The organism is Paraburkholderia sp. Cpub6 (genome assembly GCF_014201065.1).
In the GTDB taxonomy this organism is placed as follows: domain Bacteria; phylum Pseudomonadota; class Gammaproteobacteria; order Burkholderiales; family Burkholderiaceae; genus Paraburkholderia; species Paraburkholderia tuberum.
Genome location: NZ_JACHDM010000032.1, coordinates 33,337 through 59,377, shown reverse-complemented (window position 1 = coordinate 59,377; position 26,041 = coordinate 33,337). Strand labels below are relative to the sequence as shown.

Annotated in this window: 28 protein-coding genes; 10 read left to right on the top strand and 18 right to left on the bottom strand. The window is 66.4% G+C overall.

Annotated features, from left to right (window positions below; all coding sequences use genetic code 11):
* Positions 1-4: 4 nt before the first annotated feature.
* The 5 genes from HDG33_RS32530 to HDG33_RS32510 form a co-directional block, all read right to left on the bottom strand.
* A complete protein-coding gene (locus HDG33_RS32530; RefSeq protein WP_184039198.1) occupies positions 5-157 on the bottom strand; it encodes a DUF6496 domain-containing protein in 153 nt (50 codons plus the stop codon).
* A gap of 126 nt (positions 158-283) precedes the next feature.
* Positions 284-955, bottom strand: a complete 672-nt coding sequence (locus HDG33_RS32525) for a hypothetical protein (protein WP_311548403.1) — start codon at positions 953-955, stop codon at positions 284-286.
* An 8-nt stretch (positions 956-963) separates the two neighbouring features.
* Positions 964-2,370 (bottom strand): selenium-binding protein SBP56-related protein, encoded by a 1,407-nt coding sequence (locus HDG33_RS32520; protein ID WP_184039192.1) that lies wholly within the window; start codon positions 2,368-2,370, stop codon positions 964-966.
* 262 nt (positions 2,371-2,632) lie between these two features.
* Positions 2,633-3,073: a zinc-finger-containing protein gene (locus tag HDG33_RS32515; RefSeq protein WP_018424627.1), complete on the bottom strand. Its 441-nt coding sequence runs from the start codon at positions 3,071-3,073 to the stop codon at positions 2,633-2,635.
* Positions 3,074-3,180: 107 nt separating this feature from the next.
* Complete coding sequence (locus tag HDG33_RS32510; RefSeq protein WP_184039189.1) at positions 3,181-3,858, bottom strand: DJ-1/PfpI family protein; 678 nt, start codon at positions 3,856-3,858, stop codon at positions 3,181-3,183.
* 160 nt (positions 3,859-4,018) lie between these two features.
* On the opposite strand from HDG33_RS32510, the gene HDG33_RS32505 reads away from it, so the two are divergent.
* A complete protein-coding gene (locus HDG33_RS32505) occupies positions 4,019-4,993 on the top strand; it encodes a GlxA family transcriptional regulator (protein ID WP_184039187.1) in 975 nt (324 codons plus the stop codon).
* A gap of 49 nt (positions 4,994-5,042) precedes the next feature.
* Here HDG33_RS32505 and HDG33_RS32500 read toward each other — a convergent pair whose 3' ends face one another.
* The 12 genes from HDG33_RS32500 to HDG33_RS32445 form a co-directional block, all read right to left on the bottom strand.
* Positions 5,043-5,603 (bottom strand): hypothetical protein, encoded by a 561-nt coding sequence (locus tag HDG33_RS32500; RefSeq protein ID WP_184039184.1) that lies wholly within the window; start codon positions 5,601-5,603, stop codon positions 5,043-5,045.
* A gap of 378 nt (positions 5,604-5,981) precedes the next feature.
* Positions 5,982-6,977 (bottom strand): MxaL protein, encoded by a 996-nt coding sequence (locus HDG33_RS32495; RefSeq protein WP_184039181.1) that lies wholly within the window; start codon positions 6,975-6,977, stop codon positions 5,982-5,984.
* Positions 6,974-7,519 (bottom strand): tetratricopeptide repeat protein, encoded by a 546-nt coding sequence (locus HDG33_RS32490; protein ID WP_184039178.1) that lies wholly within the window; start codon positions 7,517-7,519, stop codon positions 6,974-6,976. The genes HDG33_RS32495 and HDG33_RS32490 overlap by 4 nt, the downstream gene beginning before the upstream one ends.
* Positions 7,516-8,502 (bottom strand): vWA domain-containing protein, encoded by a 987-nt coding sequence (locus tag HDG33_RS32485; RefSeq protein WP_090809112.1) that lies wholly within the window; start codon positions 8,500-8,502, stop codon positions 7,516-7,518. The genes HDG33_RS32490 and HDG33_RS32485 overlap by 4 nt, the downstream gene beginning before the upstream one ends.
* A complete protein-coding gene (locus HDG33_RS32480; protein ID WP_184039175.1) occupies positions 8,499-9,422 on the bottom strand; it encodes a calcium incorporation protein MxaA in 924 nt (307 codons plus the stop codon). The genes HDG33_RS32485 and HDG33_RS32480 overlap by 4 nt, the downstream gene beginning before the upstream one ends.
* On the bottom strand, positions 9,419-10,330 hold the full coding sequence (locus HDG33_RS32475; protein ID WP_184039171.1) for a DUF58 domain-containing protein: 912 nt from the start codon (positions 10,328-10,330) through the stop codon (positions 9,419-9,421). Before HDG33_RS32475 ends, HDG33_RS32480 begins: the two co-directional genes overlap by 4 nt.
* A gap of 20 nt (positions 10,331-10,350) precedes the next feature.
* On the bottom strand, positions 10,351-11,373 hold the full coding sequence (locus HDG33_RS32470) for a MoxR family ATPase (RefSeq protein ID WP_184039168.1): 1,023 nt from the start codon (positions 11,371-11,373) through the stop codon (positions 10,351-10,353).
* Between the two features lie 254 nt (positions 11,374-11,627).
* Positions 11,628-12,632: a LysR family transcriptional regulator gene (locus HDG33_RS32465; RefSeq protein WP_184039165.1), complete on the bottom strand. Its 1,005-nt coding sequence runs from the start codon at positions 12,630-12,632 to the stop codon at positions 11,628-11,630.
* A 5-nt stretch (positions 12,633-12,637) separates the two neighbouring features.
* Positions 12,638-13,408 (bottom strand): hypothetical protein, encoded by a 771-nt coding sequence (locus tag HDG33_RS32460; protein WP_184039162.1) that lies wholly within the window; start codon positions 13,406-13,408, stop codon positions 12,638-12,640.
* A complete protein-coding gene (locus HDG33_RS32455; protein ID WP_184039159.1) occupies positions 13,405-14,316 on the bottom strand; it encodes a substrate-binding domain-containing protein in 912 nt (303 codons plus the stop codon). The genes HDG33_RS32460 and HDG33_RS32455 overlap by 4 nt, the downstream gene beginning before the upstream one ends.
* 31 nt (positions 14,317-14,347) lie before the next feature.
* Positions 14,348-14,767, bottom strand: coding sequence for a c-type cytochrome (locus HDG33_RS32450; protein ID WP_184039156.1), 420 nt, complete (start codon positions 14,765-14,767; stop codon positions 14,348-14,350).
* 164 nt (positions 14,768-14,931) lie between these two features.
* Entirely contained in the window at positions 14,932-16,749 is a 1,818-nt protein-coding gene (locus HDG33_RS32445) for a methanol/ethanol family PQQ-dependent dehydrogenase (protein WP_184039153.1), read from the bottom strand.
* Positions 16,750-17,167: 418 nt separating this feature from the next.
* Between HDG33_RS32445 and HDG33_RS32440 the strand changes: the two genes are divergently transcribed.
* The 9 genes from HDG33_RS32440 to HDG33_RS32400 all read left to right on the top strand — a co-directional run bounded on the left by HDG33_RS32440 (position 17,168) and on the right by HDG33_RS32400 (position 25,218).
* Positions 17,168-17,566 carry a 4a-hydroxytetrahydrobiopterin dehydratase gene (locus tag HDG33_RS32440; RefSeq protein ID WP_184039150.1) on the top strand — a complete coding sequence of 133 codons (399 nt, stop codon included), beginning with the start codon at positions 17,168-17,170 and terminating at the stop codon, positions 17,564-17,566.
* A gap of 273 nt (positions 17,567-17,839) precedes the next feature.
* Positions 17,840-18,865 (top strand): beta-ribofuranosylaminobenzene 5'-phosphate synthase family protein, encoded by a 1,026-nt coding sequence (locus HDG33_RS32435; protein WP_184039147.1) that lies wholly within the window; start codon positions 17,840-17,842, stop codon positions 18,863-18,865.
* Positions 18,866-18,967: 102 nt separating this feature from the next.
* The gene (locus tag HDG33_RS32430) at positions 18,968-19,894 is read left to right on the top strand and encodes an NAD(P)-dependent methylenetetrahydromethanopterin dehydrogenase (RefSeq protein WP_184039144.1); all 927 of its coding nucleotides are present in this window, start codon (positions 18,968-18,970) and stop codon (positions 19,892-19,894) included.
* Between the two features lie 11 nt (positions 19,895-19,905).
* Positions 19,906-21,129 carry an ATP-grasp domain-containing protein gene (locus HDG33_RS32425; RefSeq protein ID WP_184039141.1) on the top strand — a complete coding sequence of 408 codons (1,224 nt, stop codon included), beginning with the start codon at positions 19,906-19,908 and terminating at the stop codon, positions 21,127-21,129.
* Complete coding sequence (mch, locus tag HDG33_RS32420) at positions 21,092-22,132, top strand: methenyltetrahydromethanopterin cyclohydrolase (protein WP_260330658.1); 1,041 nt, start codon at positions 21,092-21,094, stop codon at positions 22,130-22,132. Before HDG33_RS32425 ends, mch begins: the two co-directional genes overlap by 38 nt.
* Positions 22,129-23,100 (top strand): RimK family alpha-L-glutamate ligase, encoded by a 972-nt coding sequence (locus HDG33_RS32415; protein WP_184039138.1) that lies wholly within the window; start codon positions 22,129-22,131, stop codon positions 23,098-23,100. Before mch ends, HDG33_RS32415 begins: the two co-directional genes overlap by 4 nt.
* A gap of 6 nt (positions 23,101-23,106) precedes the next feature.
* Positions 23,107-24,009: a triphosphoribosyl-dephospho-CoA synthase gene (locus HDG33_RS32410; RefSeq protein WP_184039135.1), complete on the top strand. Its 903-nt coding sequence runs from the start codon at positions 23,107-23,109 to the stop codon at positions 24,007-24,009.
* Between the two features lie 184 nt (positions 24,010-24,193).
* Entirely contained in the window at positions 24,194-24,703 is a 510-nt protein-coding gene (fae, locus tag HDG33_RS32405; protein ID WP_090809086.1) for a formaldehyde-activating enzyme, read from the top strand.
* A gap of 137 nt (positions 24,704-24,840) precedes the next feature.
* A complete protein-coding gene (locus HDG33_RS32400; RefSeq protein WP_184039132.1) occupies positions 24,841-25,218 on the top strand; it encodes a hypothetical protein in 378 nt (125 codons plus the stop codon).
* A gap of 136 nt (positions 25,219-25,354) precedes the next feature.
* On the opposite strand, the gene HDG33_RS32395 is transcribed toward HDG33_RS32400, so the two are convergent.
* Complete coding sequence (locus HDG33_RS32395; protein WP_184039128.1) at positions 25,355-25,861, bottom strand: dihydroneopterin aldolase; 507 nt, start codon at positions 25,859-25,861, stop codon at positions 25,355-25,357.
* Positions 25,862-26,041: the final 180 nt, after the last annotated feature.

Genomic DNA, 26,041 nt, shown 5'->3' with positions numbered 1-26,041 from the left:
CAGCTTATTTCTCACTCTTCTTCGGAATCTTCGCGCCCGACTTGCGCGCCTGATTCAACGCGATCGCGACAGCCTGCTTGTGCGGCTTGCCATGCTTCGACTCGGTCTTGATGTTGTGCGACACGCTCTCTTTCGATGTACCTTTCTTCAGCGGCATGATCTTCTCCGGGTGTAGATGACGAGAGGAAAAATCAGGACCCGCACGGAATGGCGTCCCTGCACCGAAGCCACGCAGCATATGCTGTGCCCGGGAGCCTCATAGGCCGGATCGGCCGCGTCGAAATCAACCCGAAACGCCCGCTGCCACCGCGTTCAACACCAGCGACACGCCCCCCACCAGAATCAGACTCGACGCCCACACCGCATCGAGATTGAACCAGCTGCGCGACACGAACCTGAGCCCGAGGTAGCGATAAACGAGCCATGCGAGCACGCCGCCGGCCATCGTCATCGCGGCCGCATGCACCGCGGAGACCGACAGCGCCATGCGCAGACTCGTTTCGATCAGCGTTTGGGCGGCTTGGTGCGCGCTGTCCATTGCGTCTGCGCGGCACAGACCGAGGTAGATCGGCACCAGCATCAAGCCGGCGCCGTGCGCGATCGCCACCGCGAACGACCAGAGCGCGAGCCGCGACGGCGGAATTCTCGCCAGTACGCGCGGATGGCGCCGGCGCATCAGCAACACCAGACCGAAGCCGATCACCAGCACGCTCGCGCCGATCTGCATCTGACGCTGCCACGCGAGCACGCTGGCCAGCATCGCGAACGGCAGCATCATCAGCAAGATGGCGAGCGCGTGCCCCGCCGCGAGATAAAGAAGCGCTACGACCAGCGCTTGCGAGCGCCGCTGCATCAGCGCGTTCGACACCGCGAGCGGCCACCCCATCGCCGGATTGAGTCCGTGATACACACCGCTCGCGAGGACGGCCAGCCACAGTGCCGCTTGCGGCGACACCGCGCCGCTCAAACGCCCACCGAGGGATAGCAGAACGAATCGGTCGAGCAGTCGCCGCCTTCGAGGCGAATCTGGTGCGCGCGATAGCCGGCGGGAAACTCGACGAAGTAATCTTCGGCGAGCTCGAGACCGCCATTGGGGTCGGCATGCGCCATCACTTGCACGCCGGGCACACCATCCGGGTAGAACTGGTCGTCCCACGTCGAATAGAGCGAGTTGGTCCAGTAGATGCGCTTGCCGTCGCGACTGATCTCGACCATCTGCGGACCGCCGGCGAAAGCCTTGCCGTTCGGATGCGGCGCGCAATGTTCGATTCCACCGATGCGCACCGAGCCCGTCAATTTCGGCTTGCGCGGTTCGCTCACGTCGTACTGGCGCATCTCGCCGGTGCCCCAGCAGGAGACGTAGAGGAATTTATCGTCGATCGAAAGATCGATGTCGGTGACGAGCGGCGGCACCGCGCCGAAACCTTGCAGCAGGGGCGGCAATTCATCGGCATGCGCGGGCTCCGGTGGAATGGTCGCGGTCTTTTCGATGTGGAAGTGGCCGCCTTCGCGCCACCAAGTCCAGATCGACCCTTCCAGATTCGTCGTATCGACCACGACGCCGATAAAGCCGTACTCGCGGCTCGGGTCGTGCGCGGGCCGCACTTCGAGCGCCATCTGATGATTCGCGCCGAGATCGAGCGTCTGCACGTTGCGCCTCGCGCGCAGATCCCAGAAGTGCACGCGGTGGCCGTATTTGTTCGCGAGCAGGTCTTCGGGCACGATGCCGTTTTCGAATTGCGGCGGCAGCGCCCATTCGGTCGACACCATGTAATCGCGCGGCAGATTCCACCAGAAGTCGTAATGCTTTTCCTGCGCGCCGCGCTCGATTTCCCAGCGGCCCAGCACCTCGAATGTTTGGCAGTCCATGATGAAGATTCCGGGCGGCCCGTCGGTGCCGTCCTTGCCACCACCGCCGAGCGTGCTCACGTAGATGCCCTCCGGTCCGCAATGCACGGTGTGCGGACGCGAATAGCCGGTCTTGCGGAAAATTTCCTCCGGCTCGATGATCTTGTGAATCTTCGCCTGGGTCGGATGCGGCTTCGTATCGACGATATAGATGCGCGACGAGCGCATGCCCGGAATGATCAGATAGCGACGTTCCAGAAACGCGTGGCCTGTCAACGGCGACAACGCGGACGAACACGCGTTCCAGCCGAAGTGATGGAATTCGTCGCCCTTGTTCGGCACCGGCACCGTGTGGACCACCTGGCTATAAGTCGGCGAACCGGGCTTCACGTCGATCACGGCGAGCGCGTCGGGCTGCGAGGAGTCCGGACTTAGCAGCACCGTGTACGCGTATTCTTCCGCCGGCGCATCCATCGCGAGCTTCGGCGATGCATGAAAGGTAGGATCGGGGCGCATTCCCATGACGGCACTCTCCCTGTCGTTCGAACGGTTCTGAACGGAAGCCCGGCCCGCCAAAAATCGAGCCAGCGTAACTTTAGATTTGTAGTTCACGATAGCGGCGGACGCAACCGGAAATATGCACCCGAACGCAGGTTCGATCCGACTGCCGGGCCGCATCGCACGAGAACTGCCTGTTTGGTGGGGGTGAAGAGGCGCGGGGAAGGCGGTATGGCGGGGTGGTATTGGAGGAATGAAAGGATGCTAGTCGCTTGGGGATATCACGCTATCTCGCACGCCGAGCCTCGACAAAGGCCTCGACATAACGCAGCGCCTGTTCGCACTGCTCGGGCGTGAACGCGTGAATGCTCGCCGGAACCGGATCGAAGCCAAGCTCGGTCGCGACCCACCGGATCGCTTTCGCGCGGGCTTCGAACGCGTTGACACCATCGCGGCGCACCTTCCCGGCGACGAGCGGTTCGAGCGCATCGTGCAGCTTGCTCTTCGACTCGCGCAACGTTGCGTCGGCGAGGCGGCCGAGCGGCAGGTTGTGTTTGCTGCGCGAATAAACGCCGATCCACGCCTGACATGCGGTGCAGATCCACAGCGGCCCTTGATCGCTGCGATAGGGGTAGGACTCGTCGCCGTAACGCGCGAGCAACGCACGGTTGCCGCAGTAGTCGCATGACGGCTGCGGCAGTGCCTTGACGGGCTTGCCTACGCGCATGGGGAGTGCCCCGGGGAAAATTCGCCGTACTTCATCGCATCGATCCGACTGGCGGAAACGGGTAGAGCCACACAGTTTAATGGAATGCCCGTACCCGCATGCAAGACTTAGCTTCTCTGCGCGATCTCCATCACTACCCGACGCCGCGCGGCCAGGCCTTCCGCCGACCGTCGCCGGACCAGCTCCACCACCGCTTGCGGCGCCAACGCCGGATCGCCCGCGTCGAACGGCGGGGCTGGCGCGTATTCGAGTTCGAGCTGGATCGCCTGCGCCTCTTCTACGCCCGCCAGTTCGGCCGCGACGGTCAACCCGAAATCGATGCCCGCCGTCACGCCGCCGCCGGTAATCAGATTGCCATCGCGGACCACACGCGCATGTGTCGGTATCGCGCCGAGCGGTTCAAGCAGCGAGTGAAACGCCCAGTGAGTCGTCGCGCGCCGCCCGCGCAGCAAGCCGGCCGCGCCAAGCAGCAACGCGCCGGTGCAGACCGACGTCACGTAGCGCGCGCTCGCGGCCTGTCGGCAAACGAAGTCGATCGTTTGCTCGTCTTGCAACAGGTCGGTCACGCCGCTTCCGCCTGGCACACAGATCACGTCGAGCGGCGGGCAGCTTTCGTAGGTCGTGCTCGGCGTCAGCACGAGCCCGTTACTCGACACCACGGGCTCCCGTGTCTTCCAGATCAGATGCATCGTGGCGCCCGGCAACGATGCAAGTACGTCGTGCGGGCCAGTCAGATCGAGTTGCTGTACTTTCGGAAACACCAGAAAACCGATTTGCAGGTTCATAGGGATACCTTATTCAGGGAGAAATAGAAACGCGTGATCCGCCGCGTCTTCCAGGTGGACGGACTGATTCTATGCGCGTAGGCTTTGGCAAGACTGCCATTAACCCCAGTTTTTCTGCCACGCGCGCGCTCTCTCTCTTACAGCCCCTGTTACACACGATATGTCCAGCGCTCCCCCCTCCATCGTGCTGCTCGCCTTCCCCAACATGCAACTGCTCGACGTCAGCGGTCCGCTGCAGGTATTTGCGTCCGCCAATGAACTCGTCGCGCAGCGTGGGCTCGACCAACTCTACTCACCCCGCGTCGTGGCAGCCGAAGCCGGGCCCGTCACGTCGTCGTCGGGACTCGCGGTACTCGCCGGTTCGCTACGCTCGGTGAAAGCGCCGGTCGATACGCTGATCGTTCCGGGCGGCTGGGGGATTCGTCAGGCATCGGCCGATCAGCGTCTGATCCGCTGGACGCAGCGCCATGCGCCGCATTGCAGACGCGTTGCCTCGGTCTGCTCGGGCGCGTTCCTGCTCGCCGAGGCGGGACTGCTCGACGGCCGCCGCGTCGCCACGCATTGGGGGCGTTGCGACGAACTCGCGCAGGCGTATCCGCAACTGCGCGTCGAAGCCGATCCAATCTTTATTCGCGACGGGGCTATCTGGACATCGGCGGGCGTCACCGCCGGCATCGACCTCGCGCTGGCCATGCTCGAAGAAGATCACGGGCGCGCGTTGGCGCTCGATGTCGCGCGCGAGCTCGTCGTGTTTCTGAAGCGGCCGGGGGGTCAGTCGCAGTTCAGCGCGACGCTGTCGCTGCAACATGCCGACGACCGTTTCGGCGAACTGCATGCATGGATGACGTCGCATCTCGCATCCGACCTGTCGGTACCCGCGCTCGCGCGAAGGCTTCATATGAGCGAGCGCAGCTTCATGCGCCACTACAAGGCGCAAACGGGCCGCACGCCGGCCCGCGCGGTCGAGCAGTTGCGCATCGAAGCGGCACAGCGCTTGCTATGCGAGACATCCTGGTCGATCAAACGAATCGCGGCGCGGTGTGGATTCGGCAGCGAGGAAACGATGCGATGCAGCTTCGTGCGTCAGCTGCGCGTGGCGCCGCAGGTGTATCGCGAGCGCTTTTCATCGACGTGACTCGTCGACGTGACTCATCGACGCGAAATGCGCGGCCGTCCGACATCACTCAGTAGCGACGTTTGACGATCAGCGTCGCGCCCGTATCGTGAGAATGCAGAATCGCGACGCGCGCGGTGCCGGAGAACACCCAGTCGTCGATCGTCAAGGACAAGCGTCGCTGCGGTGACGCGCCTATCGACAACACTGAACTGTTCATCTGAACGATGGACAATTGCGGCGCGGTAGATGGACCCAGATGCAGAGGATTCGAAGCATTTTGCGCGGCAGGTTTTGCGCCCGGTTCGGACACCGGCGCGAACTCCGGTCCGGACGACACCAATGCCTTCGCAGTGCCGAGCTGGACATCGCGCGTCACGTCCACACTATAGTAATTCTCCATTTTCGCGAAGAACGGCTTGCCCTGATCCCCGTGATACTCCATCGCATAGCGCTGCTGCTCGAAGTAGTGCCGAGGCTCGGGAATCGGCGGCACGACCTCGACGGGCGACGCGACGATGTTGGCGACCATCATCGCTTGCGGCACATCGCCGAAGGGGCCGCCCGCAAACGCGTAGCCGCTCATCAAGACGAGTACCGCTCCGACAATCCTCTCGTTTTGGCACGTCATCGCATGCCTCCAGTGAAGGAATTGAAATGCCACATGACACGGCGCTCCCGTCGAACCGAGCGCCTTGCAGCGTCGCTTGCACTCAGACATTGTAGTCAGTCATTGGCGTACTGGTAGGTCAAAGTGTGAGGTATCTCGCGTGTGTGGCGAGCGCATGCGCCTTCGCGACTCAGCGCTGGAGTCGACGTCGAAGTGGACCGATTGAGAATGATTCCTGGCAACGCTCTCCGGCCTCGAAAACCGGCAAGAGCTTCTGGCGCAAGCCTCGTGAGTCGGTCGATCCCGGCAACTCTTGCGAGGTTTCGCAAGCAACTACGCTGCTCGATTGGATACCTGCACCTTCAACCGTTGCAGCGTCAACGTTCGCGCTCGCGTGAATCAGTCGACTCGTGTCGGCCGGCCATTGAATGCCGGCGCGATCTGCAAAACGATCGTTCGAATGCGCTTTCGCCAGGCGCGCGGCCATGCGAGAACGGCATCCGGCATGAAGCGCGCGACGAGCAGCAGCAGCGCGAGCAGCGCTGGACACCAGCGCAGATCGGTCGGCACCGGTTCGCGGCGAGCGAAGCGCGCATCGAGCAGCGCATCGCCGAACGACGTCACGTTCAGCAGGCGCCGGTAGTCGAGGCCAGTCTGCCCCGCCACCGACGCAAGGTACTCGCCGCGCAATTCGGACAACTCCTCGTGCGTTTTCGCCTCGACACCGGAGCCTGGCGTCGGCGGCACCTGGATCACGTCGTCGGCCTGCCAGTAGCCGATCCGGTTACCGTCGGCGTCGGTCTTCGGAATGGCCGCGGGCTGGTCGCCGCCGACGCCGATCAGCCAGCCCCTGATTCGCGCGGCATTGATGCCCTCCATCAGCGGGCGCGACGCCGATACCGGCGGCGCCTCCTGACCATCGGTGACGAACGCGATGGCCGCGCCGCCGCCGACCTCCTGCGCGACCCGCACGGCCGAATACACACCGCCTTCGGCAATGCGGCTCCAGTTGGTCCAGCGCATGCGCTCGTCGATGCCATCGAGCGACACCAGCAGCGCGTCGTAGTTGCCACAGACTTCGACCGGCGCCATCAGCAGCAACACCCGCTGCCCCGTGAACACGCTCCAGCCGACCTTCGAGCCGCACGGCAAGCGCCCGAGCGCGTCGCGCATCGCGGCCTGCGCGAATTTGAGCCGGCTGACCGGAGCGCCGTCGAGCACCACGTCCTCGACGTCCATGCTTTGCGTGATATCGAACGTCACGATGTAGTTAAACGTGTTGCGCGGCAAAGTGACGTCCGGCATCGCAACCGCCGCGATCAATGCGACGAGCGCGAGCGGCGTCAACGCGTGACGCCATCTTGCGAAGCCGCGCTCGCGCGAGACGCCGCTCATGGCAAGTCCTGGCTCTGCGGGTCACGCAGCTTGACGTTGTGCTGCTCTTTCACCTCGGGCCCGGCGAGCGCGGACGGCGTTTCCGGCGCAAGCCACAGCGCGCGCTCGAGGTTGTAGCGCACGTCCCAATCGTCGGGCGCCGCGCGCAGCGCGAGCCGGTAGCGCGCCTTGGCCTCACCGATCATCGCGAGAGACCTGACCGTCTGCGCCGTGTCGCCGCTGCCTTCGCGCAGGTACAGGTTGCCGAGATCGAACAGCGCCGCGCGGCCGACTTCGTCAGGCGGGCTGCCCTCGGGGATCAGACCGTTATAGAGCCGTGCCGCCGCGTCATACGCGCCCGCTTTCGACAGCGCTATCGCGCGGGCCAGTTGGACCTCGCGCGCGTCGTCGCCGGCAGGCTGGTCGCGCGAAGCGGCGTTCGTCGCGAGAATGGCCTGATCGACGCGCTCCGCGTGCTGCAGACGAACGAAGCCATACGCGGCCCACGCGGCGCAACAGATCGCCACGGTGCCGAACAGCGTGTGGATCAGCGTGCGCTTCATGCCCAGCTCCTGACCTGCAACTGGTGCAGCAGCACCAGCAGCGCCGAACAGAACAGCGCGAGCGCGAAACAGTACAGACTCAGATCCTGGCGAGGCAGATGCTCGACGAACGTCGTCGTCGCGTTCTGCTGCCGGTTGATCTCCGCGATCGCCGCCATCATCGCCTTCGGGTCTTCGGCCTGAAACAGCCTATACGGCGTCCTGAGCGTCAGAAAGAAGCGATGCAGCTGCGCTTCGGCCGAGGTTCCGCTGACGGGCTGCGTCGCGTTCAGATCGGGACTGAAGACGCTGCTGCGCAAGTAGATGAAGTAGAGGGCGATCCGGTTGCGTCGCAGTCCCGCCTCGATGCGCCGTTGCATCGTTTCGTCGAGCAACGCGCCGCCATCGGAGACGAGCACGATCGCGCGGCGGCCCGACGACAGGCGCCCGTCGAACTGCGCGATCGCCGCGAGCATGCCGCGATCGAGCTCGGTGTCCGGCATGCCACGGCCAATCGCCGTCGCCGCGACAGCGGCCTCGATCACGCGATGGTTGTACGTGAACGGCATCGCCAGCACGGGGTTGGTGCCGAACATCATGAACGCGAGCCGGTCGTTGGGCCGCTGCTCGACGAAGCGCGTCAACGCGGCGCGCGCCACGTGGTTCTTGGAGTCGCCGCGCGGCGCCTCGACGCCCTTGCTGCCCATCGGCTCGTCCATGCTCGCGCTGCGGTCCATCAGGATCAGGATCTGCGCGCCGCTGCCGGTGCGCAGCACCTGCAACTGCGAGCGCCCCGGCCCCGCCAGCCCGACGACGATCGCGGCAATCGCCAGTGCCGCGCCGCCGCGTACGAGCCAGCCGGCCGCGCGCCCGAGATCGTCGGCGGGCAGCCACGCGACGCTCGAAAACACCAGCGTGTCGCTGCGTCGCCGCAGCAGCGGCAGCGCGGCGAGCGGCAGCAGCACCAGCATCCACGGCAGGGCGAAATCGAGGCTCATGGTCATCGCTGATGGCGCCTCTCCGCCCGATACAACGCACGGCACAGCACGTGCAACGAAAGCTCGCCGGGATTCCCGACGGCCTTCGGCGCCGGCGTGAAAAAGCGCTCGGACGACGCCAGATAGAAACGTTCGAGCTGCGCGCGCAGCGGTTGCAGATAGGGCGCGCGCGCGAGCAACGCGGATAGCGAAGCCGCATGCACGACCTGGCCGGCGGTTTCGTTCAGTGCGCGATGCAGGCAGACCCACGCATCGTTCGATGAAGCAGCGGGCGCCTCCGGCAGCCGCTGCATCTGCCGCCATGCACGCGCGAACGGCAGCCGTGCCGCCTCGCGTCGGTTGCGCGCCCACCACCAGCTCACCCACGCGAGCAGGGTCGCGAGCAGCAGGCCGAGCGCCCACGCGATCTGCCGACGCCAGCCGGCCGTGCCCAGCATGGGTGCCTGACGATCGGGCCGCAGCGGCTGCAAATCCCCTGCGGCGAACGCGGTTTGCGGCGTCAACGGTCCGATGCTCGCCGGCCATTCGGCGACCTGCAATTGCGTGCCCGCCGCCGACGTCAACGTCAACGCGGGCAACGTGATCTGCGTGAGCGTCTGCGGCGCGTTGACGACCTGATACGCGATCACCATCCACTTGCGGCCGTTGGCATCGGTTTCGAGCGTCACGGGCCGGCGTTCGAGCCACACGCCCGTGCGTCCGACCGAAGGCGGCGTGACCGCGCCGATGTCCCGATCGTTGGCCTCCAGCAGCACGCGCTGCGTCAGCACATCGCCGAGCACATAGCCGAACGCGCGCGGCTCCTGAACGAGCGCGGTCGCCACGGCGGCGCTGGCCGTCGCGCTCGCGGCGCCGCCAAGCGACGCGATCAGCATATGCAGCGCCGCCCGACGAGCGACGCCACCGCGCACACCGCGCGCGCTCATACCGTCATCTCCAGAAAGTAACGCGACATCGCTTCCGGATCGAACGCGCCTTCGACATAGAACGGCCGGATGCCGCGCGCGCCAAACCCCGCGGCGAGTTCGTCGCGACGGCGCGCGACGCCTTCGCGCCAGCGCTCGCGCACATCGCGCGAAAGCCACACGCGACGCTCCTCGCCGGACTCCGCATCGTTGACGGCCAGCAGCGACGCGTGCTGCGGCGGCGTGATCTCGGCCGCGTCCCACACGACCATCGGCACCACACACGCATGCACCAGCATGTCGAGTACCGACGACAGTCGCGCGAGCGGCCAGTGGAAATCGGACACGACGAACACGAGCGCCTGGCGTCCAGCGATACGGATCGCGCAACGCCGCAATCCTTCGACGGCCGCGTGTTCGGTCTGAGCTTCGGCCTGACGTCCAGCCTGGCCATTCGCCTGACGATCAGCCGTTTCACCGGCGCGTTCGCGCAGCATGCTCGCGAGCAGCGAGCCGGTGCCCCGCCCCGTGCGCGCCGGCATGAACAGATCGTCGCGTTCGCCGCCATCGAAGGCCAGCATGCCGAGCCGGTCGCCGACCCGGAACGCGCTATGGCCGAGCGCTTCGACGAAATCGGCGGCGACCTCCAGCTTCGTTTTACGGCTGCCGAACCGCATCGACGCCGATACGTCGACGATCACGAACACCTGCACCGCGACGCGCTGCAAATGCACGCGCACGAGCCACTCGTCGCGCGCCGCGCGCAAGCTCGCGCGCAGATCGAGCCGGCGCGGGTCCGGGTAGTCGAACAACCGGCCGTGCATCGCGAACTGCTGACCCGAGCCGAAGCTCGAGCCCGGATGCGAGCCGGGCCGCGCGCCGGCCGCGCGCATCGGCAGACGGTAGTGGAATTCCGCGGTGTCGTTCATCGTGGTGCGCGCGCCGCCGGTCAGCGAGGCACGGCGACGTTCGCGACGATCCGCGCGATCAGCGCCTCGGCCAGCTCCTGGCGGCGTAGCTCGTAGATCGGTGTGAAGAACACCCGATGCCCCAGCGCCGGCAGCAGCACTTCGTGAATGTCCTCCGGAAGCAGATGCGTGCGTCCCGCGAGCCACGCGACCACGCGCACGGCCCGCAGCAGCGCGCTCATGCCGCGCGGACTTGCGCCCGCGAGAATCAGCTGCTCCATGTCGACGCCGTCGAGCGCGATGCCAAAGCGCGCCGGCGTTTCCGTCGCCTGCCAGATGTCGTGCACGTAGCGCTCGATCGTCTCGCTCGCCTGCACGCCCTGCTGGATCGCCGCGCCGATCCGGTTCAACTGCTCCCACGGCACGATCGACGGCGTCAGTTGCGCGAGCAGGCCGTCGACGTCGTGGAACCTCGTGTCGAAGACGAGGCTGCGCCGCGCCTCCTCGTCGGTCGGCGTCGGCATGTTCAGCTCGAACAGGAAGCGGTCGCGCGCCGCCGACGCGAGCTCGAAGGTCTCTTCCTTCTCGACCTTGTTGCGGTCGGCGTATACGGTCATGTGCGGAAAGCGGTGCTCGCGGTCGAACGCCCACACGGAACGTTCGGCCATCGCGCGCAACAGCAGCGATTGCACCTGCGGACGCGCGCGATTGATCTCGTTGAAGAAGAAGGTGGTCAGCTGCTCGCCGTGGCGCAGCAGCGGGCCCGGTTCGATGCGCGGCTTGCCGTCGGCATCGACATAGGTGTGATAGACGAGGTCGCCCGGCATCAGATCGATCGTCCCTTCGACGCGCTCGAAGTCGCCGCCGACCACGCGCGCGAACGCCCGCAACACCGTCGTCTTGCCGACCCCGACGCCGCCTTCGAGCAGCACGTGGCCGCGTGCGAACAACGCGACGTTGATGAGCCTCAGCGTTTGCTGCTGACCGACGACAACTCTCGCGACTTCGTTTTCGATCCGCTGGGCGTGAGAACGCCAGTCCTGAAGCTGCTCGCCAGAAACCATCGCTGCGATCCCCTTCCGTGGTGGCTGGCGTTTATTTGCACGACGCTCGAACGTCGACGCGCTTCAAGGCTCGCCAGCCTTCCGTTCAAGCATGGTTTATGCCGATCGTGAGCACGGGACCCAAGAGTTAAATCGAATGCGAAAAGTTGGCAGCCTGTCACGACAGCCGGGTACAGACTGTGCCATCGACGCGGCCTGGGACGCGTCGTTCACCAGCAAGCCGACGAGCGCAGTCGCGCAACGCGCGCATGACGCTACCGCTTCGCGCCGACCGGCGGTTTCGCAAACACCCCTGCAAACTGCGCATATTCCTGCTCCAGATGCACCGCCGCATGCTCGAGCAGAAACTGCCGGAACATCATGCTGGTCGGCGAAAGCTGCTTCGTGCGCAGATGCACGACCTGCCACGCGCGTTCGATCGGCGTGCCGTTCACGTCGAGCAGCGCGATCTCGCCGGTGCGCAACTCCAGCTGCAACGTATGCAGCGAGATCAGACTCACGCCCATGCCCGCCATCACCGCCTGCTTGATCGTTTCGTTGCTGCCGAGCGTGATGGTTTTCGCGGGTGTGAACAGATGCTGCCGGAACATCGCCTCGGCGGCCATGCGCGTACCCGAGCCCGGCTCGCGCAGCAGGAAGGTGTCACGGCGCAACTCCTGCAGATCGAAGCGGCGCGCGCCGCACAGCGGATGATCGAGCGGCGCGATCACCACCTGAGGATGACTCGCGAGCGGCTCGGCCGTCGTATCGAGTTCGGGCGGCGGGCGGCCCATGATCGCGAGATCGATCGCGTTGTCCTGCAACAGACGCAGCAACGCGTCGCGATTGCCGACCGAGAAGTGCACGTCGACCTTCGGGTATAGATGCGAGTACATCGCCAGCAGTTTCGGCGCGAAGTAGGTCGCCGAACTGACGATGCCCACGTTGATCGAGCCGCTGTCGGCCTGCTTCAGCGACATCATCGCGTCTTCGGTGTCCTTGATTTCGCCGAGAATGCGGCTCGCGTGATGGGTCAGCACCTCGCCCGCTTCGGTCAGCGTGAGCTTGCGCGCGATGCGCTCGAACAGCCGCAGGCCGACCGCCTCTTCGAGCTGATGAATCTGCATCGACACCGCCGGCTGCGTCAGATGCAGCTCCTCGGCCGCGCGCGCGAAGCTCGTATAGCGGCTCGCGACGACGAAAATCTGCAACTGCCGCAGGGTCAGCGTGCGAACGAAATTCAGCTTGACCCGGTTCGTCGCGAAACTCGCGTTCTGCATTTGATTCAGCGACTCGCTCGCGGCGCATTCGATGACGGTTTCGCCGGCGCCTTGCCCGAAGGCAACTTATTCAGTGCCGATTGAAAGCTCAACGACTCCGTATGCGCCGGATGCGCAAAGTCGTTGTTCGGGCCCGGCACGTCGGTGCGGATCTGCACGACCTGGCCCGGCACGCCGTCGGCGAGCAGGAACGTGTAGCGCTTGCCCGTGTATTGTGCGAAGCGCTCCGCGTTCGGATCGTTCAGATAAGGCCGCACGACGATGCGCCGCGCGCTGACCGGCTTGCCGCCGACCTCGCTCGGCACGCTCTCGATCTGCGGCCCCGCGGCGAGCGCCAGACGCAGACGCTGCTGGAAATAGCGGCGCTGCCCGCCGGTGAGACCCTGCATCTCCGCGATGTCGTGTTCGAGAAAATAAATGATCGCCGGATTGCACTGCAGGCCGCCGATCGGCAGGTTCACGCTGCCGCTACGGTCGGACACCTGTGCGTCGCCTTTCGCGTTGTTCTCGCTCAGCACCAGCACCTTGACGACATCGGCGCTGCGAGACGGCTGCCCGGAATCGATCAGCGCGTAGTCGAGTTCGGTCTGCGCGGCGACGCCGTGCAGATGATCGGTCAGAAAAATCAGCCGCTCGGCCGGCGTGATCTCGTCGCCGCCCGGCGCCGACGCCGGACTCCCCGCACGCGCGACGGCTGGCGCGAGGCACAGCACACACAGCGTCCCCATCAGCGCGGCGCGTGCCGCGCGCAGCCAGGCGCCGCCCGCGCGCGTCATGGCGACGCGTCGCCAGGCTTGCCCGCCGGCGCGTCGACCGGTTTGAGCATCGGCACCTGGTAGGTCGCGAGGATGCTGTCGATCTTGTCGTGATTCGCGCCGATCCATTGATCCACCTTGTCCTTCCAGTCCTTCTCGCCGTAGCGCACGCCCATCGAAATCGTGTAGTCGAAGCGGATGCCCGGCCCCGGCGGGAACGGCACGAGTCTGACCGAATCACCGGCGCGCTTTGCGAAGTAGCCGGCAATCGGCCCCCATAGGAACACCACGTCGACCTTGCCTGCGCGCAGGTCGTGTTCGATCATCTGGCCCGGGTACACGGCCGGATCGCCGCTTTGCACCTGGTACGACACCGCCTGGTCGATCAGGTTGTGGCCGAGCAGCCAGTCCACCGCGGGGGTTTGCGAAAAGATGCCGAAGCGCAGCTTGTGCAGTTGATCGGGCGGCAGCTTCAGCAGGTCGTCGGGCGTCTTGATGCTCGCGAACTCGGGGCGGTTCGGCAGCACCATTGCGTAGGTCGAGCGCAGATACGGCTGCGTCGTCGACGTCATGTCATAGCCCTTCGGCACGCCGATGATCAGGTCGCAGCGATAGCGCTCGCTGCCGTCCTCCTTCTCGCGCAGCGTGTGGCGCACGAAGCCCATGCGCTGCGGAAAGTACGTGTATTCGAGCTTGTAGCCGAAGTCGCTCGCCATCTGGGCCGCGATGCGGTTCTCGTAGCCCTCGCCCTTGTCGTTCGACAACGGCATGTTGTTCGGGTCCGCGCACACCCTGAGCACGCCGTCCGCGCCGTCGTTGTTCGGCAGCGCGGGGCCGTCCGCCCGGACCGCGGCGCTCGCGAGCGCCGCGCCGCACAACGCGGCCGCGATCACGCTGACATGCACGGACATGCTTCTCTTATCACGCATCGCGAGCCTCCGGAAGAATGACGGCACGGCGTTATTTGGCGTCGATGGCGTGCAGATCGCCCGGCTTGATCTGTCCATCGGAGCGCCCTTTCAGGTACGCGTAGAGGTTTTCCCAGTTCTTCTGCATCATCTGGCTCGTGCTGAAATCGGGCATGCCCTTGTCCACCCGGCCGCCGAACACCGTGCGATGAAACTCGGTCTTGTCCAGCGTCTTGAACGCGTCGATCAGCGACGGCCCGACCATGCCCTGCTGCTGCGCGCCGTGGCAGCGTTCGCAGGCAAGCGCGCGCCACGTCTTCCAGCCCTGCAGCGTATTACTGTCCACCTTGGTGCCGTCGACCACCTTGTACGCGACCTGCGCAATCGAAGGATTGTTCTGCGCGTATCCGACGGGCAGCACGACGAGCGCTGCGGGCAACACCGTGAGCAACAGGATAGATCGGCCTTTCATGCACATGTCTCCATCTGGGAATAAGCCGCGCCCCGATGCGATTCATCGACGCATCCACCAACGGGCGCGATCTGGGGGTGATTCAATGCTTGCGCGAGGCTGACGGGGCGGCCGTGCCTGTTCAAGCCGCCCCGCTGGTTCAGCCTTTCATTTCAGCCGTTCGTTCAGCTCTTTTCGCCAGGAATCGCGAACACGAACAGCGTGCCGCCGAGCGCGGTGTACTTCGCGAGATCTTTGTAGCCGCCGACCGCACCCAGACCTTCGGTCGGCTTCTCCAGACCTGCCGCCATGCCGATGCCGGCCCAGCCGCCGATGCCCGAATACACGCCGACGTACTGCTTGCCCTGATACTCATACGTGAAGACGTTGCCGATGATTCCCGACGGCGTCTTGAAGCGCCACAGTTCCTTGCCGTCCTTGATGCGCACCGCCTTCAGGTAGCCTTCCAGCGTGCCGTAGAACGCGATGCCGCCCGCGGTCGCCAGCACACCCGACCACACCGAGAACCTCTCCGGCTTCGAGTAGACGATCTTGCCCTTGCTCGCATCCCACGCGATGAAGTTGCCCATCGCGTTGCCCTCGTTCGGGCCCGGATACATCGACAGCGTGGCGCCGACATACGGCTGTCCCGACACGTAGTCGACATCGAACGGCTCGTAGTCCATACAGACGTGGTTGGTCGGCACGAGGAACAGGTGCGAGTTCGGATCGTATGCCGCCGGTTGCTGGTCCTTCGAGCCGAGTGCCGCCGGGCAGATGCCCTTCACGTTGTGATCGGAGCCGGCCGCCTGCGTCGAGTACGCCGCGTTGCGGATCGGCAGGCCGCTTTGCAGGTCGACACGGTCGGCCCAGTTCACCGCCGGGTCGTACTTCTGCGCGACCAGCAGCTGTCCGGTTTCGCGATTGAGCGTATAGCCGAAGCCGTTCCGGTCGAAGTGCACGATCGCGGGCACCTGCTTGCCGTTGATCGTCAGATCGGACAGGATCATTTCGTTGACGCCGTCATAGTCCCATTCGTCGTGCGGCGTCATCTGGTAGACCCATTTGGCCTTGCCGGTATTCAGGTCGCGCGCGAAGATCGACATCGACCATTTGTTGTCGCCCGGACGTTGCGTCGGGTTCCATGTGCCCGGATTGCCAGTACCGTAGTACACAAGATTGAGTTTCGGATCCCACGCATACCAGCCCCACGTGGTGCCGCCGCCGAGCTTCCACTGATCGCCCTTCCACGACTTGATCGACGAATCCGCGCCCACCGGCACCATCTGGCCGTTCGAGTACGTCATCGTCTTTTCCGGGTCGAGCAGCATGTCGTTGTCGGGGCCCGTGCTGTACGCGGTCCAGGCCGGTTTGCCGGTCTTGATGTCGTACGCGATCAGACGACCGCGCACGCCGAACTCGCCGCCCGAGATGCCGGTCAGCACCTTGTCGCCGAATACGTGCGGCGCGTTGGTATTGGTTTCACCGGCTTTCGGATTGCCGTTCTGCGCGGTCCACACCACGTCGCCCGTCTTCGCGTTCAGCGCGACGAGCTTGGTGTCGGCCTGCTGCAGGAAGATCTTGCCGTCGCCGTATGCGAGACCGCGATTGACGGTGTCGCAGCACATCACGGAGACGACCTGCTCGTCCTGTTTCGGCTGATACTGCCAGATGAACGTCTGATCCTTCAGGTTGACCGCAATGACCTTGTTCGGAAACGGGGAGTGGATATACATCGTGTCGCCGATCACGAGCGGCGCGCCTTCATGGCCGCGTAGCACCCCGGTCGACATGGTCCATGCAACCTGCAGTTTGCCGACGTTGTTCTCGTTGATCTGCTTGAGCGGGCTGTAGCGGTGATTCGCATAATCGCCCGCCTGGGCCGCCCAGTTGGCCGGGTTTTTCATCAGTCCGTCGAGCTGCGAATCGGCCTGCGCAGCCAGAGAGCCAAAGGCTGCGGATGCGAGGATCGCGAGCCCAAGAACTACAGTGCGTAAGTTCATGTCTCCTCCAGAATTGTCCTGCTGTTCAACTCACGAATGACCCACGCTACCTCATCGCATCGTGCGCGCCTTCTCGAGTGCAGGTAACGATTAACGCGCTATCCCGATTCGATGTCGGGCTTCGCGACGCATGAACGGCCGACGCATATTCCATGCCGGAATAGCGGCAACGTTTGCTGCTATTGGCTGCGCTGCCCCGGCGACTCGGCACGCGAGAGGTGTCGCGGCACTCGGGCGTTGCACGCCGATGCTTGCATGGCGGTAAGCTGAAGGGCCTGCGTCACGCGATGCGGCACATACTGTGTCACTTGCGTGATACGAATCGTGTCCTTTGCGAATCACACGCCGCGGCACGGGCCTGTCACTTGCAACGATGCTTCGTTCGGCGATCGATTCGCGCATTCGAGGAGCAACAGCCATGGCAAACACCGAGCACGTCTATACCGACGAAGAGATCCAGCAGCGCCTCGTCGGTCCGCTGCAGCACTGGTATCTGGAAGATGGCTGGCTGCGGCGCAAATACCGCACCGAAGGCTGGAAGGGAACGCTGATGGTGGTCAACACCGTCGGCCACCTCGCGGAAGCCGCCTGGCACCACCCCGATCTGACGGTCTCGTACGCATTCGTGACCGTGAAGCTGAAGACGCACAGCGCCAAGGGCATCACCGACAAGGACTTCGCGCTCGCGACGAAGATCGAATCGGTGGTCCACTGGCAGCCCGGCCGCGAGGACGGCCCGCTCGAAGGCACGCCCGCCGACGATCAGCGCTTCCGCTATATCAAGTACGACGCGCCCAAACCCACGCAAGGCAGTTGACGCGCGTTCCTGTCGCCGGATGAAACAGCGCGTGACACAGTGCGCCTTCGGCGTCACACAGCGTCCATGCCGCGGCGAACCGCGTGGGGCGCGGCGTGCCCGGTTAGAGGTTCCAATGAGCACAACCCGCGGCGGCGGCCGTTGCGCGTGCCTGGTACGGCTTTCGCTTGACGTCGCCGGGTGCACTTATCGCTGGAACCCGCGACGCGTTGCGGACGCCCCGCGGCCGAACCCGGTCTTGCGCACCCGCAAGGACACCTGAGGACACTCGAGATGCCGCTTCAGCTCCGCCGCCTGCCGCCACGCGCCCCCATCACGATCGATGCGCCCGCGCGGCTGCATCTGGGCTTTCTCGATCCGAACGCGTCGCTCGGGCGTGCGTTCGGCAGCCTGGGGCTCGTCATCGATACGCACGGCACGCGGATCGAAGCGCGGCTCGCCGAACGCGAGCAGATCGGCGGCGTGGTCAGCGAGGCCGAGCGCGAGCGCATCGCGCTGAGTCTCGCGCGGCTGCAGGCCGCCTATGGACCGGCGACACTCGCGATCGACGTGCTGGAGGCACCACGCGCGCACACCGGCCTCGGCTCCGGCACGCAGCTGGCGCTGGCGGTCGGCACCGCGTTCGCGCGCCTCGTCGGCCAGCCGGCGCGGAGCGCCGAGCTCGCCAGTCTGCTCGGGCGCGGCGCCCGCTCCGGCATCGGCATACTCGGCTTCGAGTGCGGCGGCCTGCTGCTCGATGGCGGCCCGTCCGGCGATCTGCGCCAGAGCATGCCGCCGCTGCTGTCGCGCCAGCCGTTTCCGCAGCCGTGGCGCGTGCTGCTCGTCAGCGACAACAGCCGCGAGGGCTTGCACGGTAACGAGGAACGCAGCGCGCTCGCATCGCTCGCGCCGTTTCCGCAGCGGCTCGCCGCGCATCTGTGCCATCTGGTGCTGATGCAGATCCTGCCCGGCGCCGCCGAACATAACTTCGCGCCGTTCGCGCACGGCCTCACCGAGCTGCAGCAGACCATCGGCGAATATTTCGCGAGCGCGCAAGGCGGCGTGTTCGCGAGTCCCGACGTCGAGCACGTACTGCGCGCGGTCGCCGCCGAACGCACCGCCGGCATCGGCCAGACCTCGTGGGGCCCGACTGGCTTCGCGGTGCTCGCGAGCGCGCGCGAGGCCGACCGCGCGCTCGCGACCGCGCGCGCCGTCGCGAGCGCGCTGCCGCATATCGAATGCAGCGTCGTCGCGGGCCGTAATAGCGGCGCGGCGATCAGCGGTGCCGAGGCGCGCGCGCCGCACATCGACGCCGCATGATGCGCTGCACCGCTCAGGCCGCCGCTTACATAAGGCGCTGCCACGCGCGGCGCGGCCTTGCCTTGCGCCGTCCCCGAGATTGCCACTAAAACGAGCCCCGCCATGTCAGAAACCCTTGAAAGGCCCTACATCCTGCACATGTTCACGGCCACGCCACAGATGAGTCCGTTCGACGTCAACATGGCCGCCGATGCCGGCTATCAGGTCATCGTGCCGTATTGCAACGTCGAAGCGGGCATGGTCGCGAATCTGACGCAGGACGCGATCTTCTCGCGCGGCCCGAAAGGGGTGTCGCGCACCGGCATCTTCATCGGCGGACGGGACGTGATGCAGGCCGCCGACATGCTCGACACCGCGCGCCGCGCGATGGTCCCGCCGTTCGAGGTCTCGGTGTTCGCCGATCCGAGCGGTTCGTACACGACCGCGGCCGCGCTCGTCGCGCTGGTCGAGCGGCATCTGGGCAAACAGCACGGCGTGGAGCTGGGCGGCAAGCGCGTGCTGATTCTCGGCGGAACGGGCGCGGTCGGGCGCATCGCGGCGGCGATCGCCGCGTCGCGCGGCGCCGACGTGACGATCGCGAGCCACCACGACCGCAATCGCGCGCTCGGGGTCTCGGCCGAAGTCAACGAGCGCTTCGGCATCTTCACGAACGGCATCAGCGCCACGACGCCCGACGAACTGCGCGGCGCGCTCGCCGACGCGGAAATCGTGCTCGCCACCGCCGTCGCGGGCGCGCAGGTGGTCGGCCGGGACGACCTCGTGCATGCGAAGCGCCTGCTCGTCGCCGCCGACGTCAACGCGGTGCCGCCCGAAGGGATCGCCGGCGTGAACGTGATGAACGACGGCAAGCCGATCGACGGCGTGCCGAACGCGGGCGCGGTCGGCATCGGCGCGCTGGCGATCGGCAACGTCAAGTATCAGGTCGAGCATCGCCTCTTCATGCGCATGCGCACGGGTGGTAAGCCGGTCTACCTGGGCTTCCCGGAAGCCTACGACGAGGCCCGCGCGGTCGCGGCCGGTCTCGGCTGAGCGCGGTCGTCATGAAGTCGCACCGCCCGCTCATGCATGCGCCGTTGGTCGCGGTCGTCGGGCAGTCCGCGCGCTTGCTCGCGCAGTCCGCGGCGCGCGCCGGCCTGCATGTCGCCGCGCTCGATATCTTCGGCGATCGCGACACGCGCGAGGCCGCCGAGCTATGGTTCGACATCGGCCGTGATGATGGCGCGCTCGGGATCGACCGGGCGCGGCTCGTCGATGCGCTTGCGCGTATCGCGCGCTTGCCGGGTTTGCTTGGCTGGATCGGCGGCAGCGGGCTCGAACCTTTGATGCCTCAGTTGTGCCGCGAATCCGGCTTGCCGCGCTTTCTCGGCAACGCTGCCGAGACGATCGCAGCCGTGCGCGAGCCGCGGCGTTTTTTCGCGCTGCTCGACGCGTTGCGGATTGCGCATCCGGCCGTGTCGTTCGAGCGGCCCGCGACGGCCGAGGGCTGGCTGTTCAAGCAGGCGGATGGTTGTGGCGGTACGCATATCGAGGCGGCCGACTCGTTCCATTTGACGACCGACTCCGCGCACGGCTACTTCCAGCGCATTGGCCAGGGCCGCTCGCTGTCGGCGCTTTTCATCGGCACGCACGGCAGCGCGCATCTGATCGGTTTCGCCGAGCAATTCACCTGCGCGATCGGCGATCTGCGCTTCGTGCATGCGGGCTCGATCGGGCCGATCGACTTGCCGCCAGCGTTTATCGCGCACGTCCAGCAAGCGCTCGACGCGCTGTGCGCAAACACCGGCCTCGTCGGCATCAACAGCTGCGACTTCCTGTCGGACGGCACCTCGTTCGACGTGCTCGAAATCAACCCGCGCCCTTCGTCGACGATGGCGCTCTACGAAACCGCGTCGCCCGATGCATGGCCGGCCGGCCTGCTCGCCTGCCACCTCGACGCGTGCCGCCACGGCCGCGCGCCGTCGGCCGCGAGCCTCGCGCTCGCCCGCGCGCCGCGCTGGCGTGCCGGTCAGCGCGTGCTGTTCGCGCAGCGGCCGTTCAGCGTCTCGGCCGCGTTATCGGACGCCTGCCTGCGCGATCCGCAATGCCGCGACGTGCCGATGCCGGGCACCCACATCGACGCAGGGCAGCCGGTCTGCACGCTGCACGCGCGAGCGGCATCGGTGGACGCGGTGCTCACCGCGCTCGACGCGCAGCACGAACGCGTCGTCCAACGAATCGAAACCTGCGATGAACCCGACCATGCCTGCCTCCACGCCCACAGCTGAGACTTCCCCGCCCGCCGCGTTGCCGAGCGTGAACGCGCTTTCAGAGCGCCTCGTAGCACGGCTCGTCGATCAAGCGGCACAGCTCGGTGTCGCACTGACGCGCACGCGCGATGGCACCGTGATCGCGGACGCCGGCGTCGACGCGCGCGGCAGCCTCGACGCCGGCGTGCTGATCGCGCGCATCTGCATGGGCGGTCTCGGCCGCGTCGCGGTACGCGCGAACTTCGACGCCGCGCCGCTGTGGCCGACGATGCTCGAGGTCAGCACATCGTCGCCGGTGCTCGCCTGTCTCGGCAGCCAGTACGCGGGCTGGAGCCTGTCGGCGACCAGCGAGCAGACCGGCGGCAAGAAATTCTTTTCGCTCGGCTCGGGGCCCGCGCGCGCGCTCGCGGTCAAGGAGCCGCTATTCGACGAACTCGGCTATCGCGACCGCCACGAGCGCGGCGCGCTGGTGCTCGAAGTGGACCGCCTGCCGCCGCAGGTCGTGATCGACAAGGTGCTGCACGATTGCGGCCTCGCGCCCGAACACCTGACGCTGATCGTCACGCCGACACACTCTGTCGCGGGAACGGTACAGGTCGTCGCCCGCGTCGTCGAAGTTGCGCTGCACAAGGTGCACGTGCTCGGCGTGCCGCTCGATGAGATCGTCGCGGGGACGGGCTCGGCGCCGCTGCCGCCGCCCGCGCCCGACGGCATTCAGGCGATGGGCCGCACCAACGACGCGATCCTGTACGGCGGCCGCGTGCACCTGAGCGTCCAGCACGACGAGATCGCGCAACGTCTCGCCGACACCCTCCCCTCCGCCAATTCGCGCGACTACGGCCGGCCGTTCGCGGACGTCTTCACGGCCGTCAACTTCGACTTCTATCAGATCGATCCCGCGCTGTTCGCGCCCGCCGAGGTGTGGGTCAGCAGCCTCGAAAGCGGCGCGACCTATCATGGCGGCCGGCTCGACGGCGGCCTGCTGCGCAAACAGTGGGGCGGCGAGTCCGTCGCACGATGATGATCACATCAGGCGTGCGCATCGCGATCATGACCGACGAAACCGGCTGGCACACCGGCCGGCTGAAAAAGGCGTTCCGCGCGCGCGGCGCCGAAGCGCGTTGCGTCGATCTCGCGGATTGCCGCATCGACACCACGTGGCTGCCGCACGGCCTCGCGATCCCGGGCTTCGGCCGCACGCTGCCGGACGCGGTGTTCGTACGAGGCATCGCCGGCGGCAGCTTCGAGCAGGTGACGCTGCGGCTCGGCATCCTGCACGCGCTGCGTGAATCGGGCGTGCCGGTGTACAACGACGCGCGCGCGATCGAGCGCAGCGTCGACAAGTCGATGACGAGCTTCCTGCTGCATCGCGCGGGCGTGCCGACACCGGCCACCTGGGCCGGCGAATCCGCCGCGTTCGCGCAACGCGTACTGATGCGCGAAGCGGCCGCCGGCCGTCAGGTCGTGCTCAAGCCGCTGTTCGGCTCGCAAGGCCACGGGCTCAAACGGCTCGGCGCGCGCGGCGGGCTGCTCGCGCCATTGCCGTCGCTCGCGCGTTATCGGCAGGTCGCTTATCTGCAGCGCTTCGCCGCAAGCGACCGGCCCGGTTTCGACTGGCGCGTGCTGGTGATTGGCGGCAAGGCGGTTGCGGCGATGCGGCGCAGCGGCGGCAAGGGCTGGATTCACAACGTCGCGCAAGGCGCGCGCTGCGAGCCCGCCGAGCTGACGGTCCCGCTCGCACAGACGGCAGTGCGCGCAACCGCCGCGCTCGGGCTCGACTACGCGGGCGTGGACCTGATCCCGAATGCCGACGACGCCGCGCTGCCCCTCGTGCTCGAAGTCAACGGCGTGGCCGCGTGGCGCGGTTTGCAGTCGGTCGTGCCGCTCGATGTCGCGGCGGCGCTCGTCGACGATCTGCTCGATCGCAGGCTGGCCGGGCAAGCCGCTAGCGCCGGGTTGCCTGAGCAGTCTCCGCAGCGCCGGGCTTGAGCCGCGATGCCCGACACTCATGCGATTCCCGTCGAGCGCGCGCGCGCGGCCTTCCTCGAAGCCTGCGCGCTCGACGTCACCACCCCGAAACCCGGCAACGTCAGCACCCAAAGCCCCGGCCACGGCATGCACGCGGCCCAGTTCCTCGCCAGCGCGGACGCGTCGCTCGACGCGCTATTCGCGCGCGGCGAGCGCGTCGGACAGCGCATTCTCGACGCGGTCACGCACACGCGCGCGGCCGTCGGCTGCAATACGAATCTCGGCATCGTGCTGCTGGTCGCGCCGCTCGCCGCGGCCCTCGACGACACCGGCGAACCGCCGGTGTCGGCGCAAGCGTGGCGCGCGGCCGTCGGCGACGTGCTGAGCCGGCTCGACGTCGAAGACGCTCGGCTTGCTTACCGCGCGATCGCGCTCGCCAATCCCGGCGGCCTCGGCGACGCGCCCGAGCAATCGGTCCACGCACCGCCGACGATCGGCCTGCGCGACGCGATGCGGCTCGCCAGCGAACGCGACAGCATCGCGCGGCAGTACGCGAACGGTTTCGCCGACCTGTTCGACACCGGCCTCGCCGCCTACTTCGAAGCCTCGAGACCAACGCCCGAACCCGCGCCCGCCGATCCAGGCGAAATCGCGATGCTCAACGTGTTTCTCACGTTCCTCGGCGGCTGGCCCGACTCTCACATTGTGCGCAAGCACGGCCGCGCGCTGGCGCAGAGTGTCACGCTCGTGGCACGCGAACAGCACGCGCGCTGGCGCCAGGCGCGACCCGCCGCGCGCCGCTCGGCAAGCGATCCGCAACTCGATGCTTGGGATGCCGAGTTGAAGGCCCGCGCGATCAATCCCGGCACCAGCGCGGACCTCGCGGTGGCCACGCTGTTTCTTGCGCGCTGCGTCGAGGGGCGCGGTTAACCCTGAATCGTCTGGACTGAACACGACCCGGACAGGCGCGCCAGCAGGCCCTTAGCAACAACTGGCACGGAACCTGTTAGTTAGTACCGCCGTGCCTTCCCGCACCGCTCTCGCGATGCTGATCTGGACGATCGCGGGCGGCGCCTCGTCAGCAGGTCCATACCTACTCTTTTGGAGGAACAGAATGGCCAAGATCAACCGCGTCATGATCGGTGAGTCGCTCGTCGGCGACGGCAACGAGGTCGCGCACATCGACTTGCTGATCGGACCGCGAGGTTCGGCTGCGGAAACCGCGTTCTGCAACGCGCTCACCAACAACAAGGACGGCTTCACGTCGCTGCTCGCCGTCGTCGCGCCCAATCTCATCACGAAGCCCAATACGATCCTGTTCAACAAGGTGACGATCAAAGGCGCCAAGCAGGCCGTGCAGATGTTCGGCCCGGCGCAGCACGCGGTCGCGCTCGCGGTGGCCGACAGTGTCGAGGACGGCACGATCCCGCAGGAAGAAGCCGACGACCTGTTCCTCTGCGTCGGCGTGTTCATTCACTGGCAGGCCGAGGACGACAAGAAGATCCAGCAGTTCAACTATCAGGCGACGCGCGAGGCCATCAAGCGCGCGGTCAGCGGCGACCCGAGCGCGGCTGAAGTGCTGGCGAAGAAGGGCAGCGTCGCGCATCCGTTCGCGCCGAACTGACGGCGCACGCAAGCGCAGGAGACGCGGCGCCGTTGCCGGCCCCGCCTCCTCGCGCATCCCGTCGCCTCGCGGCCGCAAGGCACGCATCTCGCGCAGCGGTTCGCGAAGCAGGCTCAATGCTCTCGCAGAGGCATTCAATGACCAACAGATGTCGCGCGCTTCTCGCCTTTACCTCGCTCCTGCTCGCCGCGCCGCTCGCGTGGGCGGGCGGCTACAGCTATCCGACCGAGGGTCGCGTCGAATACGTGCTCAGCTGCATGGACGATAACGGCCACGATTTCGCGAACGTCTACAAGTGCTCGTGCGTGATCGACAAGATGGCCGCGTCGTTGCCGTACGACGAATTCGTCGACCAGTCGACCTTCTCGAAGTACGCGACGCTTGGCGGCGAAGGCGGCGCGGAATTCCGCGTCGATCTTGCGAAGGCGCAAACCAGGCGCTTCCGCGCGCTGCAAACCAGCGCATATCAGGCGTGCGGACTCGGTCCGCAGAAGACGTCGACCGTGGCGAAATGACCACGGCCTGAAACGCGCCGGGCGTTTGGCGCGTCCCGCTCGGCGCGCCCGGCTAGGCGCGCCCCCGCTCGGCGCGCCCGGCTCGGCGCCCCCGGCTAGGCGCCCCCCGCTAGGCGCGCCCGGCTAGGCGCCCCCCTCAATTCGGCACCAGCCCCTCGCCCAGCGACGCGTACCGCGCGAGACCCACGGCCGCCGCCGAGCCATCGCCGCGACGCCGCTCGATCTGCACGCCGACGGCCGCGAGGTCGGCGAACTTGGCCGGCTTCGCGAGCGATACGCGCACCCAGTGCGCGCCGAAGTCGGCGATCAGCCGTTGCGCGATCGTCTCGGCAAGCGCCTCCAGCAGCCGCACGCGATGCGACGCGAACAGATCGAGCAGCGCCCCGCGCACGGCCGCGTAGTTGACCGTATCTTCGATCCGGTCCGTCGCGCAGGCGCGGATCGCTGGCACGCCGATAGCCAGGTTCACACGCACCGGTTGCGCAACATGCAACTCGCTGCTATCGATACCGATGACCGTCTGGCCGATGAAATTCTCGATGAATACGATGTCGAGGCGCTCGGGCAACGCGCCGACTTGCGGGCCGGGATTGGCGCCGAGGCTGGAAAATGCGGCAAGACGAACAGTATCGAAACGATCCATGATTTGCTCTCCGCCGCGGCGCGGCCCAGGATTGAACAGCCAGTGATGACGAGCGAAACGATGCAACAGTAGAACAGTAGAACTGAACGACGCGCGGCACACTCTGTGCCAAAGCTGCGACAGGCATGCAACCTGCAGCCCGTTTAGCACGTCGTGCATCGAGAAAAGCAAATTCCGGGC